Source organism: Denitrobacterium sp. (genome assembly GCF_056180635.1).
Genome location: NZ_JAZZJS010000030.1, coordinates 75674 through 95198, shown reverse-complemented (window position 1 = coordinate 95198; position 19525 = coordinate 75674). Strand labels below are relative to the sequence as shown.

The window sequence follows — 19525 nt, the reverse complement described above, 5'->3', positions numbered from 1 at the left end:
GGCATTACCAACAATACGGGCAATGCAAACTTGCAGACCACGATGATGGGCCTTGCTGCGCTGGCGACCGACGTAACCGTGACGCTCGCCAGCGCTACGACTACCAGCAACGTAGTCCATGTTTACTACACGCTGAACACGTACAAGCTCACGATTGAGTATGCTTCAACTGAAGCCCCCTCGATCGTCAAAGAGGTCGGAACGGCTCCCACTACACTGTATTCCGCTATTGGTGATTATTCTCCCGCACATGGATACAGCATCAAGCGTGTAGGCCAGACCATCGGCACATTCCCCACGCCTATCAACAAGAGCAATCCTTCGAATACCTCCGCCGCCGACCCCGAGTGGGAGGGTGCCAACACCGCCACGGGCAATGCGCCTACGGTGAAGGGCGCCGACACCACTACGTATTTCGCTACGGGCTTCACCATGCCCGCGCAGGACGTGACGGCGACCTATACGTGGATCCCCGTAACGCGTGCGATTACCTATGCGGTCGGCACGATGTCGGGCGGTAGCACGACGATTACCGAGACCACTAGCTCCAACCCGGGCAACAGCGTGACGATTACCGACCGTATTGACACTACGGATACCTCGTTGACTACCTCGACGATTACCGACCAGGCGGGTACCTTCACGAGCGAGGAATACTATAACGAGAAGCACGATAGCGGTCTGCACGACACGAGCCACTACACCAGCGGCACGATTTCCTATACAACGACGCCTGCCTCGAACTGGCAGTTCAAGGGCTGGTACAAGAGCACGCGTACGACTCCTACGGGCTCCTGGAGCACGCCTACCTCCATTTCTGGCGATCCTACGGGTGAAACCATTACGGCGTACGCCAAGTTTATTGCCGTGTTCGAGAAGATTCCCGTAACCACGTCGTATGGCCTGTCGGGCTCCACCACGGGTGCTGATGGCTCTGGTGGCTCTGACGCACGCGGTACCAACGACTTCACTGGTACGGGCACGTTGAGCTCCACCTCTGGTTCTGCCGAAGCCGGTACGCAGGTGACCCTGCCGGGGTATACCCCCAACAGCACCAGCAATAACGATGATATTTACAAGCCTTCCACGACTGCGACTCCCACGGGTACGTGGTATGTGAACGATGGCGGTACGTGGGTTGCCGTAACTGACGAGGATACCTCGACGCCGGGCATTCAGGCCACCGTTACCGACACCAAGAAGGACTTCGTGTTCGTGCCCGAGCTGAAGAAGTACACGGTCACGTTCCCCACGGCGGGCGTGAACTGCACGCTTCCCGCGGCACTTACGTACGAAGGCTACTATGGTCAGCCGTTGACCACGTTCACCAGCACGGCTGATGGCAGCGCGTATAGCGACACCGCTGTTGCGTACACGCCCACGGCGGGCCAGACGCTCGACCAGAACGGTTGGGATATGTCGACCGATGGTACGACCTGGTCGAATATGGGCAAGTCGGGCGTTGCATTCGTGGCTCCGGGTAGCCAGACCATTACGCAGGACACCTGGTTCCGCGAGAACTACACTGCGGGTGCCGTGACGTATTACGTGCAGCGCTACTATCAGGATGCTCCCACGAGCATTGGCGCTACGCCTACGTATACGGCAGAAGGCGGCCTAGTGGCTATCTCCACGGCTACGGTGGGTGATACGGTTACCTACAACGACATGGTGACCGCTGGACTTTCCACGGCACGTCCTTCGGGCGAGCCTGCTGCCGATACGTCGGCGTTTAGCTCCGTAACCGCTCCCGCATATGCCAGCTATGGCGCGCAGAGCGATGGCGTTGCCGCGGGTACGAGTCTTGATGCCTTTGCGGGCTTTGAAAGCAGCAACCCCGGCTTGACCATCACTGACGTTGTTTCGGGCAATCCCAGCAACAACGTCATCAACCTGTACTACGATCGCCCGAGCAATCTGAGCATTACGTACAACTGGATCGATACCGACAGCACGAATACCTCGCTGGCCGACCTGGCTACGAACACTACGTTTGTGACCACGACTGATCGCCCGTTGCCTGCGAACCAGTCGGGTACGGTAACGGTGGGTACCACCATCGACCTTCCGTACTACAACAGCACGGGCACTACGCTGAGCACGGGCACCGAAACCATTCCCGCTGGCCTGCCCGGTGGCGTGGGGGGCACCAACTACGTGCACTTCCTGGGTTGGAAGGTCACGCAGAATGGCACCGACACGGTGATTCTGGCAAGCAACGTTGCTTCGAACCATCAGGTGACCATCACGGCCGATACCACCATCAAGGGTTACTGGTACCGCGATAAGATCGACGTCGTATTCCAGAACTCTACGCTCGGCGCTTCGAACGCCACGTTTAGTGCCATTTCGGGCCTGACAACGCAGACCATCAAGTACGGCGAGAACGTCATCAAGACGGATGGCACCAACGACGTTGACGATGCCATTACCGTGAACGCTGGTAGCCCATACTTCTTCCAGGGCTGGATCAATGCCGATCAGACGGCCGCGGGTACGGTGACCACCATTTCCTTGCCCAAGGCGTTGAACGCTACGAACTTCACGTTCACGAGTGGCGGTACGGTTTCCGGCAGCGTAGCTACCGTGAACCTGTATTCGGCGTTTGGTACGGGTAACCAGGTGAAGTATTTGCGCGGCGATTATACCAACCCGTCTGACACTTCCAATGGCAAGACGGGCACCACGGTGACCGTTGGCTTGTGGAACGAGACGAACCATACGCATTCGGTTCCCCCCACTACGGCGGCGGCCGATATGCCTTTGTACGATACCGACAATACTCCTGACGCCGGTGACTACCTGACGGGCTATACGTTCCTGGGGTGGACGTGGACGCAGGGCACCACGAACTACATCACCAATAGCGCAGGTTACGTACCCGGGGGTACCCCCACGGGGTATACCTGGTCGGCAGCGCTTCCCGACGGTAGCGCCAACCGCGACCTGACGGCCCTGTGGAAGCCTGTTGACCAGAGCGTCACGCTTGCACCGTGGCTTTCCAAGACGGGCGATGACCAGCAGGGTGACCCGCTGGTAGCCAACGAGAGCACCATCGCGGTTGCCTCGACCTACACGGCTCTTACCGCCACGCTTTCGAACTCGCCCTTGCCTACCACGGTGCAGCCTGATACGTGGTACAACCTGCCCACGCCTTCCGAGCTCACGCGTACGGGCTATACGCTCGTGGGCTTTGAGTTCGTGGAGAATGCAACGCAGCTGGGCGATAGCGCTCGCGTGGCCGCCGACGGCACCACGCCGCTGAACACGCGCATCGAGGGTTCGGGCACCAGTTCCGACCCCTGGAAGGTGTACGTGGGCAGCCCCACGAGCTGCACCATCGTGCCCATCTGGTCGCATGACTCCTACGACGTGGACTTCACGTACGCAGGCGATAGCGGCGACAGCATTTCTGCCCTCACCAGCAACTTTGGTTCCTTTACCATTGGCGGCAGCAACGCCAATGCCGGCACCACCATGGATGTGGATACGCTGGATGCCACGGGCCTGGCCTTCGGTGACACCATGAACATTGCCGATAGCAATGGTACTGGCAGTTACGTGGGCGTGCCCATCGTGGGCGACGTGGCCACGGGTACTGTGGGTGGCACCTCTTACAGCTACACGTTCGTGGGCTGGAGCACCGACGACTCTACTACGCCCACCACGGTTACCGATGGTACGGCTGCTTCGCCGGTGAACACGTACACGGTTCCTGCGAAGAACCTGGTGATCACCGGTACTTGGAAGATTACCGAGTACCAGGTTGATTATGAGGCTGACAGCACGGCAACGATTACCGGCACCACGAGCGAGCAGGTTGATCATAACGGCAGCCCGACGATGACGGGCGTGACCGTTGGCGCAGCCACCTCTGGTTACGTGCTTGACCACTGGACGATGAGCACCTTTGATGGCACTTCATGGTCGGCCGAGACGACCATTTCGGGCAGCCCGACGGCTGAAACAATTACGGCGCCTACGAAGTTCAAGGTGTACTATTCACCCTCCAATGCCATCGACTATACCGTGAAGGTTCATGTTCAGGTGGCAGATGCTGCTGGCAATCTTACTTACAAGGACAGCACCCAGACGTATAGCGATGGCGTAACTGGCTCGCAGATGAATGTTGGCGATGAAGCTTTCAAACAAGCGCGCGCCATCCAGAACACCGAGTTTGGTACGAGTGGGTGGAATGTCAGCTCGTATTTTGACGATACGTTGAGCGATACGAATGCGCCGGCTTCTATGCCCGACGGCTATGCCGACCCGCGTACCAACAGCAAGATTGAATACACAGATTATTCGAGCGGTACTGCTACGGTGGCGCACCCCACTGCGTTTGTTACTCCGGTTATCGATGCCGATACTTCCAAGAACGTCGTGGAAATCTGGTTCGACCTGGTGCCCGTGCAGTATCAGATCGTGCGTTACTACCAGAGCGCCGACGGCACGGTGGCTCCCATGGATGTTGCTAACCCCGGCGCCAATGACGGCACAGCCGATGCGGGTGTCGTAGATACCACCGATGGCGCAAGCGCGTATGCTACCAATGGCGCGAGCACGTACTACGCCGATGGCTATGCCTTCCAGCCGGTGAGCCTGACGGGCGCGAAGGCCCAGGCCAAGGATTCTTCCGACGCGTCGGCTGCCACGGCTTCTGCGGCGTCCTCCTGGACGAAGGCTGCGAACATTACGGCCGACGATAAGACGGCGGCTGGCAGCGTGGCTCCTACGAGCCTTTGGACCATGGGCACGCCTTCCGTGGTGGATGGCGGCGCTACGGTAAGCGGCATCACGGGTGATGGCGCCTCTGTCATCTGTGTGCCGTATACGCGTCCCACGTTCGACATCACGTTTAAACCTACGTTGGCCACGGGCGTGTCTGCGAACCCGTATCCGACCATTCCGATTGATAACGGCTCTACGACGTCGTTCTACACTGATAAGGCGCGTTGGGGCGCTACGTATGCCGCGGGCACTGCTAATGGCGGCAACGTGAACTACAGCTCTTCCTCTACGCCCGTTGGCGAAGGTGGCTTGCCTCTGAAGTCGGGCTACAACGCCGGTTCGTACTACTTCAGCGGTTGGAGCGATGCAGCTACTACCGACAAGGTGACCATTACGAGCGCCAACTACATTCAGGTTATGCCCGCACGCGCGGTGACCCTGACGGGCGAATGGGCCTACCAGCAGTTCACCGTTACGTATGCGGCTTCCCCGAGCGATACCACGGGCGTTTCCGTGAAGACCACGAGCCCCTATAGTGCAACTGAGTTGGTTTCCCAGGGTGGTACCCCCACCAAGTCTTCGTATGGCGACACGAGCCAGGATGGCACGAATGACTACGAGATCGACAGTTGGACGTTCGTGGGTTCGGTAACGTTCCCCGGCGACAGCTCTCCGACTACGGTGACCTCGGAAACCTCCATGAGTGGCAAGAGCCCCACCGATGTGACCATTAACGCCGACACCACGTTCTACGCTACGTGGAAGCCGAAGGAATACAAGGTCACGTACACCACTCCCGACAGCTCTGTATACTCGTGGGCTGATTCTGGTTCGGGCGGGCTGAGCTTTACAGCTCCGTTTGTGAATGCGACCACCGCGGAATACAGTGGCGTTCAAAGCGGCACGCCGCTGGGCAGCGCATATACCCCCGATTGGAGCGTTACTCACACGGGCGCTTGGAATTCCAATGGTGTCCCTAAAGCCAGTACTGGCTATCAGTTTGTTGGCTGGACGTGGACGTCCACCGATTCTGCCGGAAACACGACGACGTATGCCACCAGTGATGGCGACGATACCACTACCAGCGCGGCTGAACAGGCATTTATCACCTTGATGGGCACATCAACCTCCAAGGCGGCGTTTGATCCGTCGAGTCCTTCTGCTACTTCGCAGTGGGCCGATGTTTTGGCCAAGATTAAGTTTGGGCGTGGCACGGGGGAACAGGCGGCCGATGTCACCTTTACCGCGATAACCAAGCAGCTTTCCTACACCGTTGAGTACCGCGTGCCAGACAGCTCTGATGCAAGTGGCTGGAGGCAACTCGGTGCTGCCGATGGTGTTACGTACGCTACGCTCTCGTACACGGATCATATCTTCTCGGGAAATGCCGGTAATCCTCCTGCCACTATCACCAACGCTACGTATACGAATGGCGTGCCCATGCTTGGATATGCCTTCGATGGTTGGTACACGACTACCGATTACAATCCCGCGACTAAGGTTACGGATGCTGGTTTCTCCTGGAGCACGACAGAGGTGAAGGACATTCTTGCCCTGGGCTCTACGGGTGGAAATACCATTAGGCTGTATGCCAAGTACAATGCCAAGCCGCAAAGCGTTACGTACATTGATTCGCTGAACACTGCGAATACGTACACCGATACTGATTCGGCTATCGTGACGGGTGCCAACTACTACGTATTGAGTAAGACCGCCACTGGCGTGGATACATGGGAGACCGATAGCACCCACGCTGGTCGTGAGTTTGTGGGTTGGACCAAGACGGACATCGGCGATTTGAACGATACGTATGTCGCTGCCTTTGGGGATCCTAGCCACGTGAACTCTAATGGCGAAGTGATGGACTATGCCGTGAATGACGTGTATACCATCCAGCCTAGCGTCACTGATGACCCCAATAGCTCGGGCAACACCTTCTATGCGGTGTGGAAGCCTGTTAAGTACCAAATCAAGTTTGAGCCTGGCGAAGTATCCTACACGCCTGCTGTTGGCAATGAAATTTATAGTTACACCAACACGCCGGCTTCAACGGATACTGATCCGTGGGTATACGGCATTGACACCATTACAAATCTCTCCTACACACAGGGTATCGGCTTGGGTGCCATCCCGCAGCCCTTTGTTGACGCTGGCGCTGCGGTAAACAAGACGTTTGCCGGCTGGAATGTGTCGGTGAATGGAACTGCGGGCACTACTGCGCATATCCAGTTGGGTGGTGCTACTCAGACGATTACGGGCGGCACTCTTGAGGCGTTGATTCGGGCGGCAAGCCCCTCGTGGCGTATTAATGACCCCAATCCGGATGGCAGTCCCCATACGTTTACTCTTACCGCTATTTGGAGCGATAATAAGACGGTTACGTACCATGCCAACGCGACCGATGCCGAGATCCAGGTTGGGTCTAATCCTGCCCAAAAGGTTTCTGACATTGGTAGCGATGTGGTGTTCAGCGAGCAGATTCCTGCCGAGAGCGACGGAACGTACCTTATGAACGTTCACAACGGCAGCAATAACACCACGTATGGTCTGTACGACGGAACTGACGGCGTGACCATGACGCGGCCTGGTTACATCTTCAAGGGCTGGTCAACCACTGCGGGTGCCTCTACCCCCGACTCCGACTACAATGCTTCGGGCGTTGCCGATACGGCGTATGTCTACACGGGCAAGGTTATTACGGATAATGTAAACCTGTATGCCATTTGGGAGCCTGCGGACGCCACTAACGTCGTGGTCGAGGAATATTTCATGCTGGTCGATGGCACGTATCCGGCTGATGGCTCTCCCGATAGCACGGTTACCATTACGGAGGAGAGCGATGGCGTTACGGCTCTGAAGACGGCTACGAGTTATACGGTTGCTCCTTCGGCTAGTAATACCACCGCGTACGTGCAGTATGACGTCGCTAATCCGAGCTCAGGTTATACGCTTGACACGGCGCAGAGCGCCGACTGGACGAAGACGTTGGCTGGCTCGGGTACCACGTTCAAGGTGTACTACAAGCGCAATACTCATACGGTCACGTATGAGTATGGTAACTTGGGCACGCTCGCGGGCCTTACCAATCCCACGGCTCCCGTTGACACGGGTGGTATCTCTAGTACTAATTCGTATCGTGTGGGCCAGACGGTTACGGCGCTCGCCATGCGGAGCGAATCCGATATCCTCGCGTCTTATTCGGGCAACGCCCTGGATGTCTACGACCTGCCCACGGGTGCGGATCTGGTGTGGGTGGATACGTCTACGGGTGATAGCCATTCGGCGCTAAGCACCTTTACGATGCCCGACCGCGACGTTACCCTGCGTCTTGATCTGGTGCGTCATCCGTTTACGGTGACGTATGTTGCCGATACGAATGGCTCTCTTACCGCAGGTAGCCAGAAGGCTTCGGCTGGTACTGTGGTGTATCAGGAAACGGTGCGTGCGTTTGATAAGCCCACGTTGGTATTGGATGCTGGTTCCACCATTGGCGGCGTGGACGTGAGCGGCCAGACAGTGTCTGCTACGGCGGATACCGTCGCGACGGGTTCGGCGAACGACTTTGCGTTTACTAACTGGACGTGGACGGGATATGACACTGTTACTCACTATGCTACCAACCCGACCAGTACCGCTGAAGCTGTGATTGTGCAGGATACCCTGTTCACGGCTCACTTTAACGAGATTTTTACCGTTACATATAACAACGATAACCCTGGCGATGATTTCCCGTCGGCGGTGACGTATTCGAACAAGAAGGTTTCTGAGAAGATTCCGAAACCCGGCATTGCCGTTACAGGTCCTTCCCCTGCTAGTGATACCACTCCATTGCATAAGGGTGGATACGAGTTTGAGGGTTGGCATGTGACTAATACAGACCGAGTGGATTCTAATTATGTTTCGGTTACCCCTGATCCGTACTATTACACCACGTGGGCTGCTGACCCCGAAGGTGGCACGGCGGCCGAAGTTGCTGCGGGTACAAAGAAGTACGAGATTATCACCATGTCTGATTTGTACGACATGTATGTGCTGGGCAACTTCACGCTTGACTCCGTCTACACTCCCACGTTCTTTGATGCCGAATTCGATGCCAATGGGGGAAAGATTACTAATGACGGAACGATGGTTTCGACGGATACAAAATCTACGCTTGCGCGTGGAACGGGTGATACGAAGGTTATCTGGCATGATGGCGTGGGTAACACTCTGAGCGCTCAGCCTGTTGCCGAACGTGATGGCTTTAAGTTGCTTGGTTGGGAGTTGGTTGAGGTGAATGGCAGTGCGCCCTCTTCTCCGAAGACCTACACTACCACTGAAGTTATCGCCATGCAGAATGGCGGTATGAAGCTGAAGGCCGTGTGGGAGCCCGACGATGCTACGTACACGTATGTCGTGGATTCTGCGAGTTCCGGCCGCGGCACGGTGGCTATGAATCTGGCCAGCGTGAGCAATCCTGAAACGGTGCATAACGATGGGGTTACTGCCCCCACGAGTCCCACGGGGGCCTACGCGCTGCCGAACTATGGCTACGAGTTCGAGAAGTGGACGAGTGCGAATGAGCCTTCCAAGAATCTGGAAACTGATGGCTGGTCTACTGCTTCTGGTTTGGTAGCGGGCGCCCAGAGCGTCATCCCGCAGAAGGTTACGGTTACCACCGACCCGGCAACGAGCACGACCGTCCAGGCGTATAAGACCGATACCCTGAGTGCGCACTTTGTGCCGAAGAACTATACCGTTGAGTTCCTGCCCGACGTGGCTGGCTATGCCACGGTGGGTGGTGCCCTTACTACGCAGACCGTTGCCTACAATAGCTACCCTGTTGAAAAGACGGGCACTCTTGCCAATTATGAGGTTACGAGCGTTGTCACGGGCTACGAGCAGAAGACCGAGAGCGGCAAGGGCGTGTGGAGCTACGTCATCCAGGTGGGCGACGCAAACATGAGCGGCCTGGCTACCGCGAGCGAGACGTGGCATGCTGATACCAAGACCATTACGGGTGAAACCAACGATCCGAGTACTATTGCAGTTCGCGGTAATACCACGTTCCGGCCCGTAGTTAAGGCCAGCGTGCATACGCTGACGTATGATTACGACATCTCCACTACGCCCGATGTGGTGAAGAATAACGTGGCTACGGGCACGGTAGATTCTGTGCCTATCGTCCAGGCCAGTGATATCCCCGATGGCTATACGTTTGGTGGTTGGGAGTACACCGACCCCGTTACTAATGCGACCACTATCTATAGCCGCAACGATACCGATACCACGAATGATACGTTCACTATGCCTGGTAGCGATGCCACGCTGAAGGCCAAGTGGGTGGGCAAGACCATCACCATCACGTATGTGTGTAATGGCGGTTCGGGCAATCCCGGCAATGGAGAGTCGCCTGCTGGCTTGACGTCGTATGTGCAGACGTACACGTTTGGCAGTGGTGACGCAACATCTATGGAAGACGATACGTTTACGCCGAGTCCCGGCATGAACGGGTCTATCGTGGTGCCTCCTTACGCACGTAAGTTCTCCAAGTGGGCGAGTAACGATAATGGTACCGGAGACATTCAGGTTGCTGGAAATAGCTCCTTTACCCCTCTCACTTCCTTGATTGATAGCAACGACAACATCACGTTGTACGCTATCTACAAGAACCGCCAATATACTTTGACGCTCGATCGCGACATCGGAATTGATGGTTCGTGTACGACTCAGACGGCAACGTATAGCAGCGCTGCGGGTGTGTGGCAGTACGAGACTCCGTTGCCCACGTATGAGTACGGCGATACGCTTACTTTGCCGTATATTTTGAAATACAACAGTATCGGCGAGGAACAGTACGACACGGACGGGAAGCACCTATATGACTTCTGGTCTGCTCCTAGTGGAAATTACGATTTCCTGCAGTGGAGCGACTCCGCCAGTGGCTCGGGGGCTACGGGTTCGTACAAGGGCCTGTGGAACAACGGCATTACCGTGACCGTTGGTTCCGACCCGGTGTTTAAGAGCGTCCAAGATTCCGCAGCCACGCCTTCGGTAGATGAATCGGTGGCAAAGGAAGATGTAACTTTGTATGTGAACTGGGGCTACAACAGCACTCCAGGCGAAGGTTATTACGTTGTGTTCTACAACGAGGATGGTGAGAATCTGCTGGATTCCACGGGTATGGGTGCCGAGGTATATGCCACGCCTACTAACTATGGTGCCTATGCGAGTGATCAAAATATCTATCGTAGCCGCGCAGACAAGACGCTTTCCGGACATACGTACACCTTCAAGGGTTGGGCGGAATACGACCCCAGCACGAAGAAGCCCGTATGTGATTCCAAGGGCAATCCAATCATAGTTGCTTCGGGTAACACTACGTTGGCCTCGGCCGTTTCCGCTGCGGGACAGAAGTTGAACTATGATGTTACGAGCGGTTTGACTAGCGCTACGGGCGATGATGGCAATAGCTATACCATTCCCGCGCGCCCCCTGCGCCTGATTGAGGTCTACGAGCTGGCCGACTACACGGTGAAGTTCGACCCGAACTTGCCTACGGGTAGCACCATCTACTCGGGCAGCTGCCCCGACCAGGACTTCACGTGGGGTACCCCCCAAGATCTAAACAAGAACGTTTACACCGTTAATGGCTACACGTTCCTTGGTTGGTCGAAGAGCGAGTATGCGAGTGCTCCCGATGCGAACCTTGCGGCTTCGTCTGGCGTGGTTAGCTACAACACTGGAACGAACGGTGAGCTGACGAATTACAATGGTCCTGCTGTGGTCACGCTGTATGCGGTATGGAGCGAAAACCAGTTCAAGGTTCGTTACATTGGCGATTACGATGAGAACCTTACCATCGACACGAATGATGTGGTGCATGCCACCGATCAGTGGTTCAAATGGACCGAGAATCCCACGGCCATCACCACCATCCCGAGCAAGTCGGTAGGTACCGATACGAGTACCTATACCTTCGAGGGTTGGTACACCGCCAAGGGCGGTAACGGCGTGAAGATTGAAGACGCCGATACGAGCGGCAAGTGGGACAAGACCGTCCAGCAGATCGCTGAGAGTGACGACAACTATGCTGCATATAACGCGCAACCCGAATCGGAAAAGAGTTACGTCTATCTGTACGCGAAGTGGACGAAGACTGGCTGGAGCGTGAACTACCAGGTGGCTCCGGGTACCGACCCGAAGCCCGTGGGCGATGCGAACCGCGCCGATAAGAAGATTTCGGCTTCTGAAGGTACTGACATCACTTCGCCGAGCACCAGCTTCATCACGTACGAGGGCTTCACGCCTGATGGCTGGGTCATCGACACCAATGCCGATGGCAGCTTCGACTACAGGTTCGATAGCGCCGGCACCTATACCGGCAACGATCTTTATGTGCCTAGTAGCGGCGTGGTTTCGTACAGCGACGCAAGGGTGCAGAGCGCGCTGGCAAGTGCCCTGTACAGTGGCACGCGTACGCTGGAAGCGCGCGTGGTGTACAAGGAGATGGAATACACCGTCAACTACAACCTGAACACCGGTAGCGATCCTGCGGGCCGCTATACCTACCCGCAGAACACCGTGAGTACGCCCCTGGGCGATGTGATTCAGAAGACCGGCCTGGATTGGAACACCGATACGTACATCGGCGCCAGCTACGACAAGGATCCCACGCGTGACGGCTACACCTTCGACGGCTGGTTCGCGGGCAATGGCACCGTTGCCTTCAACTATCCTGCCATCTACGGCTACAGCGCCAACAAGAGCACGTGGACGGTGAAGCAGCTGGCCGATCTGCAGGCTGCACTGAAGGGCTCCGGCACGGGCAAGTACACCACCACCAGCTACGACCTGTACGCCAAGTGGATTGAGAACAGCAACTACACGGTGAAGTACGACCTGAAGGGTGGCTCCATCGCCTCGGTGGCTGGCAACCAGTTCCTGGGTACCGACGAAACGCCTCTGAAGTGGACCGACAACGCCACCGCGGCAGGCTATACGCTGGTTCCGGGCGACTACGACGTCGACCGCAGCGGCTACACCTTCGATGGCTGGTGGCTCACGAGCGACTACCAGACGGGTAGCAAGCTTACCAGTGGCGCCACCCTGAGCTACGGCGATTTGGCCGAGGCTCTGAAGGCCGTGGACGCCACGGCGGGTAAGGCTGCCATCGATGATGGCGGCACGGTGACCATCTACGCGAAGTGGAAGGAAGTCACCACGCCCATCAACTACGCGGTGGATGACACCTCGCACGCCCAGCTCTATGACGGAGCTGCGGCGAGCGGCACGGCCGTAAGCGGCATTACCCAGCTGGTTGGCGGGGCCACCGGCGCGGGTCTGTCCCCCGTAACCGCAATGCCGCTTACCGGCTACAAGATCGTTGGCTGGAAGGCTACGGTCGTGGGTGCCGCTAGTGAGGAAACCTACACGGTTGGCACCAGCAGTGACAACAATCCCTATGGTGTGCTCACTGAGAATTCTGACGGCAGCTGGACGCTCGACCTGTCGCAGATGGCCAGCGTTGGCAATCTGAACGGTGGGTGGGTGACCGCCACCTACACGGCACTTACTGAAGCGGCCGACGTGGACTACACGGTGCAGTTCTACAAGCAGCTGCCCGACGGCACCTATGCGCGCGTGCCCGACGAGACCGAAACGCGTACTGCCACCACGGGCAGCACGGTGACCTATTCCACCAGCAGCCCCGATGACGTGAATCGCTACATTGCCGACGGCTACATGCTGAACACGGGCGTTACCGGCACCATTGCCAGCGCAACCGTGGCAGGCGACGGCACTACGGTGTTGAAACTCTACTACGAGACCAGCCCGTTCACCGTAACCTACCAGTTCAGCAGTGATCCGGACGAATGCCCGAGCCCCGCGCCCACCATCACGAACCCGATTCAGTCGGTGGCTCCGGGCGGCACCCATACCCTGCGCACCGATACCCCGGCAACGGTGTATGGCTGGACGTTTGACGGCTGGGATTACACCCACGTGACCGTGGATTACACCCCGGCTGGCACGAGCACGGCGCTCACCCTGCCCAATGATGCGTGGAACGTCGCTCACACTTCGTTCACCATGCCCAAGGGCAATGTGGTGGTAACGGGCAAGTGGACGCGCCAGAAGCAGCCCGTCACCTACATGAAGGACGTGAAGATCGATCCTTCGGTGGCTGCTCCCATTAGCCCCACGCCCGAAGTGCAGGTAAACGGTACCTCCATGAGCGGCACGAGCTACATCCAGTACGTGCCCACCGACCTGTACCCGAGTCTGAGCGACGCCAACTACGACGGCACCGCCAACGACCCGATTTCCGTGGTGAACCCCGATCCCACGCGCTATGTGGTCATGTGGGAGTACGAGTACACCGACGGCCCCGATAAGGGTGTCACGGGTACCACCATGGATCCTGAGTCCATCCAGGTAACCGGCCCGCTCACCTTCACCGCGGTGCTGGTGCAGAAGCAGATTATTTCCTACCTGCGCGGTACGGGTGTGAATGGCGAGACGGTTGGCGACTGGACCGACGTTTCGAAGGCCTACAGCTCCACCGATAGCTCCACGCTTTCCGGTGCGACGCGTTACGTGGCCGTGCCTTCGCCCTTCAGCGTAAACGGCACCGACTACCAGTACGGCGCTGAGACGGTATGGCAGAGCGACATCGGCATGTACGTGCCTGCGCACATCGAGGGCTACCTGTTCACCGGATGGGTATGGGAGAACCTGGATACGGGCGAAACCGGCACCATTACCGGCACGGCTAAGACGAACGTGAGCACGCCGTTCACCAACAGCAGCGTCACGTTCACGGCGCAGTGGACGCCCACCAAGCAGACGCTTATCTTCGATACCAATGGCGGCAACTGGGCCACTGGCTCCACCGACCCGTCGGGCGAGTACGCAACGGGTACGCATGTGGGCATTCCGAACAATTCCACTGCCACCGCCGAGAAGGACGGCTACCAGCTGGCTGGCTGGAAGCTGGACGGCGACGAGAGCGGCTATATCTACCCGTCGGGCGGCACGTTTACGATGCCCGGCCACAACGCCAAGCTGATCGCAGTGTGGGAGCCCGTACCCGTAACTATCAAGTACGAGCCCAACGACCCGCTGTTCGGTTCGGTGCTGCCCACGAGCGAGACCGTCATCTCCACGTCCACGAACGTGCTGGGGTCTACCCCCACGGCCAATACGGGCTACCACTTCGTGAACTGGACCATGAAGGACGGCAGCACGCTGCTGGGTACCGTGGATGCAACCACCAACAAGATTACGCCCACGCATAACGCTGACGGCGTGTTCGTGGATGGCGTGACCTACGTGGCCAACTTCGAGCCCAACGAGTATCAGGTCAACTTCGTGAGTGCCACGGGCGGCTACATCGATACGAGCAACCCGTACGTGAACGTGCAGACCGTGAAGTACAACGACACGGCCGACAAGACCATCGTGAACGCCGTTTCCAACAACCCGGCGGAAATCGTTCCCAAGTCTCCGTATCCGTGGAGTTACGAGATGTGGCCGGTTCAGGCTGATGGCTCCATTGCCACCACGCCGGTTACTGGCTGGGTATACGAGGTCGACGACCTGGCCATTCTTGGCCCCACCACCTTCACGGCGCAGTGGGATGCCTATGGCACGTACTTCGTGGAATACAACACGCATGGCGGTACGCCGCTGAACCGCAAGGCTGTCCTGGCCCTGACGGACACGAACCTGCTGCCTGGCGCCAGCACGGTGCGTCCCGGCTACACGTTCGTGCGCTGGGATTACCAGACGCAGCTTACGCCGAGCACCATGACCGACGATCAGGTGTACGACGACCCGTCGTTCTGGGAAGAGGCGCTGAACACCTACACGTTCCAGAAGATGAACCTGCCGGATAGCACGCCCAACGTCCTCACGCTGCACGCGCGTTGGCAGGAGCGTAGCGACTACCAGGTCATTTACGATGACGGCGATACCGACGGTACCGACCTGCCCGCGTATGTGATGAACTACGGCTGGACGTATGACCAGCCCAGCCAGACCATCAGCAATGTGGCCTGGACGAACGACAAGTTCGCCGATGGCAAGAATGCCTGCGCGGTGGATGTTCCCACCAAGGCTGGCTATACGTTTGATGGCTGGCAGGTGAAGCTGGGCGATGGCACGCTTTCGGTTGATGCGAACGGCGACCCGGTCTATGCCACCATTGGCATGACCTATGAGGACCTGGTTGGCATTGCCTACCCGGACAACCCGAACGCCGACCCGAGCAGCATCACCCTGGTTGCGCACTGGACGCCTAAGACCTACACGCTGGTGTACTACGACGTGGATGCCGACACTCCCACGCCTGTGGCCACCCATACGGAAACGGTCACCTGGGATACGCCGGTGTACGCTACCTATACGCCGACCGACGGAACCACGCGTCAGTTCGATCGCTACGACTTCAACCCGTCCAATCTGATGGATACCAATGCGGGAACCATGACCACCAACGTGGCCACCACCGCAACCTATGGTGACCTGGCGGTTGACGACGCGAACAACGAAGTGCACGTATACGCCAAGTGGCTGAAGCTGATTCCCGTTTATGACGAGTATCATCTGCTCAACTACAACGGCACCACGTATGTGGACAGCTACAATGCCGCTACGGCTGAAGCCGACGGCTACCTGGTGACCCGCCGCATGGTGGAAGGCACCACGGCATATGCCACCACGCTGCCGAGCTTCGCGGGCTACACCTACGCAGGCGATACGTTCGACGAGAGCGGCTACAAGACGGGCATTACGCCCACGAGCAGCTACGGCACGCTGGGAATCAATGATGGCGTAACGCTCTCCGGCACTGCCGCCGAGCCGCACTTCGTGCGCTACTGGAAGGAGAACACGAACTACATCGTCGAATACAACGGCAATGCCGACGACCCGGTGAACCTGGCCAAGGGCTCCGCAGTGGTACCCTCGAGCGTGAACCCCGGTTACACGCCTGGCACCAATGGCGCCACCACCGTTCCCGACCAGACGGTCCAGAGCTGGACGAGCATCGATCACGTGGATAGTTGGGTGGGCACCTACGTCACGCCTGAGCGTACCGGCTTCGACTTCATCGGCTGGAATACCGCAGCCGACGGTTCCGGTACCGTTGACGGCATCACCGAGGGCAACGCCGACGACACCAACCAGTATGGCGATCTAACCTATGCGAAGGACGCCGACGGCAACTGGGTGAAGGTAGACCCGCTTTCCAGCTCGACTACGGTGAAGCTGGACAACAACGGCGAGTACCGCGGTTACACCGCCCTGTACGCTCAGTGGGCTCAGAAGCGCTCGCACATCATCTACCGCGTGAATGGCGATAGCGATGGCACGGGTGCCGGTTCCTACGGCGGCATGATTCGCTTCAACAAGAGCGAGACCGCCAGCGACCTGAGCGTAACGCAGCGCGAGGAGTTCATCACCTCGGTGGATGGCGAAGAGTACGACAACACGCAGAGCGCGCTCACGTATACCGGCAATAGCATGGAGGGCGCGCAGGCCGTGGCTCTGCCTGGCTGGCACTTCGTGAACTGGACCGTAAACTACGAGATTTCCGACGCGCTTGCCGACGATGCTGCCGATGACGTTCAGTTCGTGCAGCCGCAGCGTCCGGTGGGCAACGAGCAGCTGGAGCTGAGCCCGACCATGGAGAGTAACGGCGGTACGGTGCCCGACGGCATGATTACCCAGAGCACCGGCATGACCACCCAGGCAACCACCATTGCCAATGGCGCGGAGTACTCCACCGAGGCGGCTATCCTGCCTGGCGTTGGCACGAATTCCAGCCTGTATATCACGGCTGTGTACACGGCGAACTTCGAGAAGAACGAAGACGGCATCATCCACTACGATGAGAACCCGCCGCTGAAGCCGGGTACCACCGAGAAGCAGAAGGTCTACAACGGCCCGGTGCCTGATACCGTAGCCCCGTGGGGTTCCAGCGTGAACCTGTCGGATGGCACGGGCGAGAAGGGCTCCGTCCTGACCACCGCTGGCTTCGAGATCATCGGCTGGGATAAGGAGCCTCATGACCCGAGCGATGCCGATTACCCGTCCACGCCGGATTACTGGCTGGAAGAGGGCGTCACGATGCCGCAGGGCGAAACCACCCTGTACGCGCATTGGGCTCCCAAGAAGTACCCAGTAAGCACCGAGAATCCGCCCACGGGTGGCACGGTGATTGGCGGCACGGATCCGCTGCCGTACGGCACGTACATCCCTGAAGGCTGGATCACGGTTACGCCGGAAGACGGCTACGAGCCCACCGGCTGGGTTGTGGAATGGATCGATCCCGAAACGGGCGAGAAGCACACCTACACCACCTACGATCCGGATTACACGAAGATCCCGATTTGGGGCGAGACTACCCTGACCCCGATCTTCAAGTACACCGGCAAGAAGGGTGGCGAGGAGACCACTACCACCACGACCGTCGTGACCACCACTTACGGCCGCGGAGGCAGCCTGCCGAAGACGGGCGACGAGGAAACCACCTATCCGTTCATCATCGCTATGCTGGCGGCCATGGGCCTCATGGCACTGGCAGCAGCCAAGCGTCGTCGCGAGGATGACGATGACCCCACCACTCCGGGCGGCTCTGGCAACGGGGCCAGCCCGAAGGGGCCGGGAGCCATGTTCGCCGTGGGTGGGGGTACCCCTACCCCCATGGCCGCAGCGGGCGCAGCGGTAGCCAAGCCTCAGACGATGCCCAATCCGCTGGATGGCGCGTCGGAGGCCATGGGCGAAGTCGTCCAGGGCGCGAAGGAGCGCGCTGCCCGCATGGCGGAAGCCGTGCGCGAGCGTAGGGATGTCCTGCGCGATGCGCGCGAGCGCGCGGCCGAGCGTAAGGCTCAGGCGAAGCGGATGACGGCCGATTCCATGGCGCGTCCCGTTGGCGTAGCAAATCCCGCTGCGGGCTTGGCCGATCGCGTCAGCGCGGCTGCGGAACGCATTGCTGATCGCATGAGCGCTGCGGCTGCCGGCGGCAAGCGCGCTGCCGACGAGACCGATCGCTTCCGCGCCATGCTTAGCGCCGGATACGAGGCCACGGCTCCCGTTGCCCCGCAGTCGGTGGTTGCCGAGGAGGATTCGTTCGCCGACTACGCGACCAGCGCCTCGATGGGTGCAGCGGCTATCGCGCAGCCGAGCGTGCACCACTACGGCATGAAGAGCCTGAGGTAGCAGCTGGGTGCGGAGCGCTGCATGCGGCGCCCCTGCGCATGACGATGCCTGAGGCGGATGCGCCTTGGGACGGTGATGGTTGATAACCGGGGCCGAAACCTCCCGCCGGGCTCATTCGCCCGGCGGGGCGGGACCCGCACGAGTGCATGCGCGCTCTGCGTATCGGCCCCGTACATCACAGGGTGCCAAAGACCGGCTTTGCGGTTTTTGCCGGTCTTGAGCATAGGGCGTTCGACAGGCGGGGAGACGTGCAGCCCCCTTTTCCCCGCCTGTCTGCCCAGCCTGCGCGTTGTGCGCGGGCAATCGGGCTTTGGGGTGCCCGATAGGGGGCTGCGGAGAAGCGCGTGCGCGCTTTCGGATAGTGGGGCCGTTTTCCCGCAGATATTGCCCAGGCCAGACCCGCCGGCTTTCCTCGGCGTGTCTAGCCTGCGCAATGCTTGGAGCCTTGTGCGTTTGGGCTCCGATGTGCGTTGGGTGGGAAATAGTAACGCTGATGTATCATTAGCGCTAAAAGGGTAGCCTGTGAGTGCCATTTTATATAGAATGGACCCATTCCACTACCAATTAAAACGCAACACGGAATATCCGC

1 protein-coding gene is annotated in these 19525 nt (G+C 58.6%); it reads left to right on the top strand.

Annotation, left to right across the window (positions count from 1 at the left end; all coding sequences use genetic code 11):
- The first annotated feature begins 30 nt into the window (after positions 1–30).
- Positions 31–18936: an LPXTG cell wall anchor domain-containing protein gene (locus tag AC04P6_RS02745; protein WP_475565059.1), complete on the top strand. Its 18906-nt coding sequence runs from the start codon at positions 31–33 to the stop codon at positions 18934–18936.
- Positions 18937–19525: the final 589 nt, after the last annotated feature.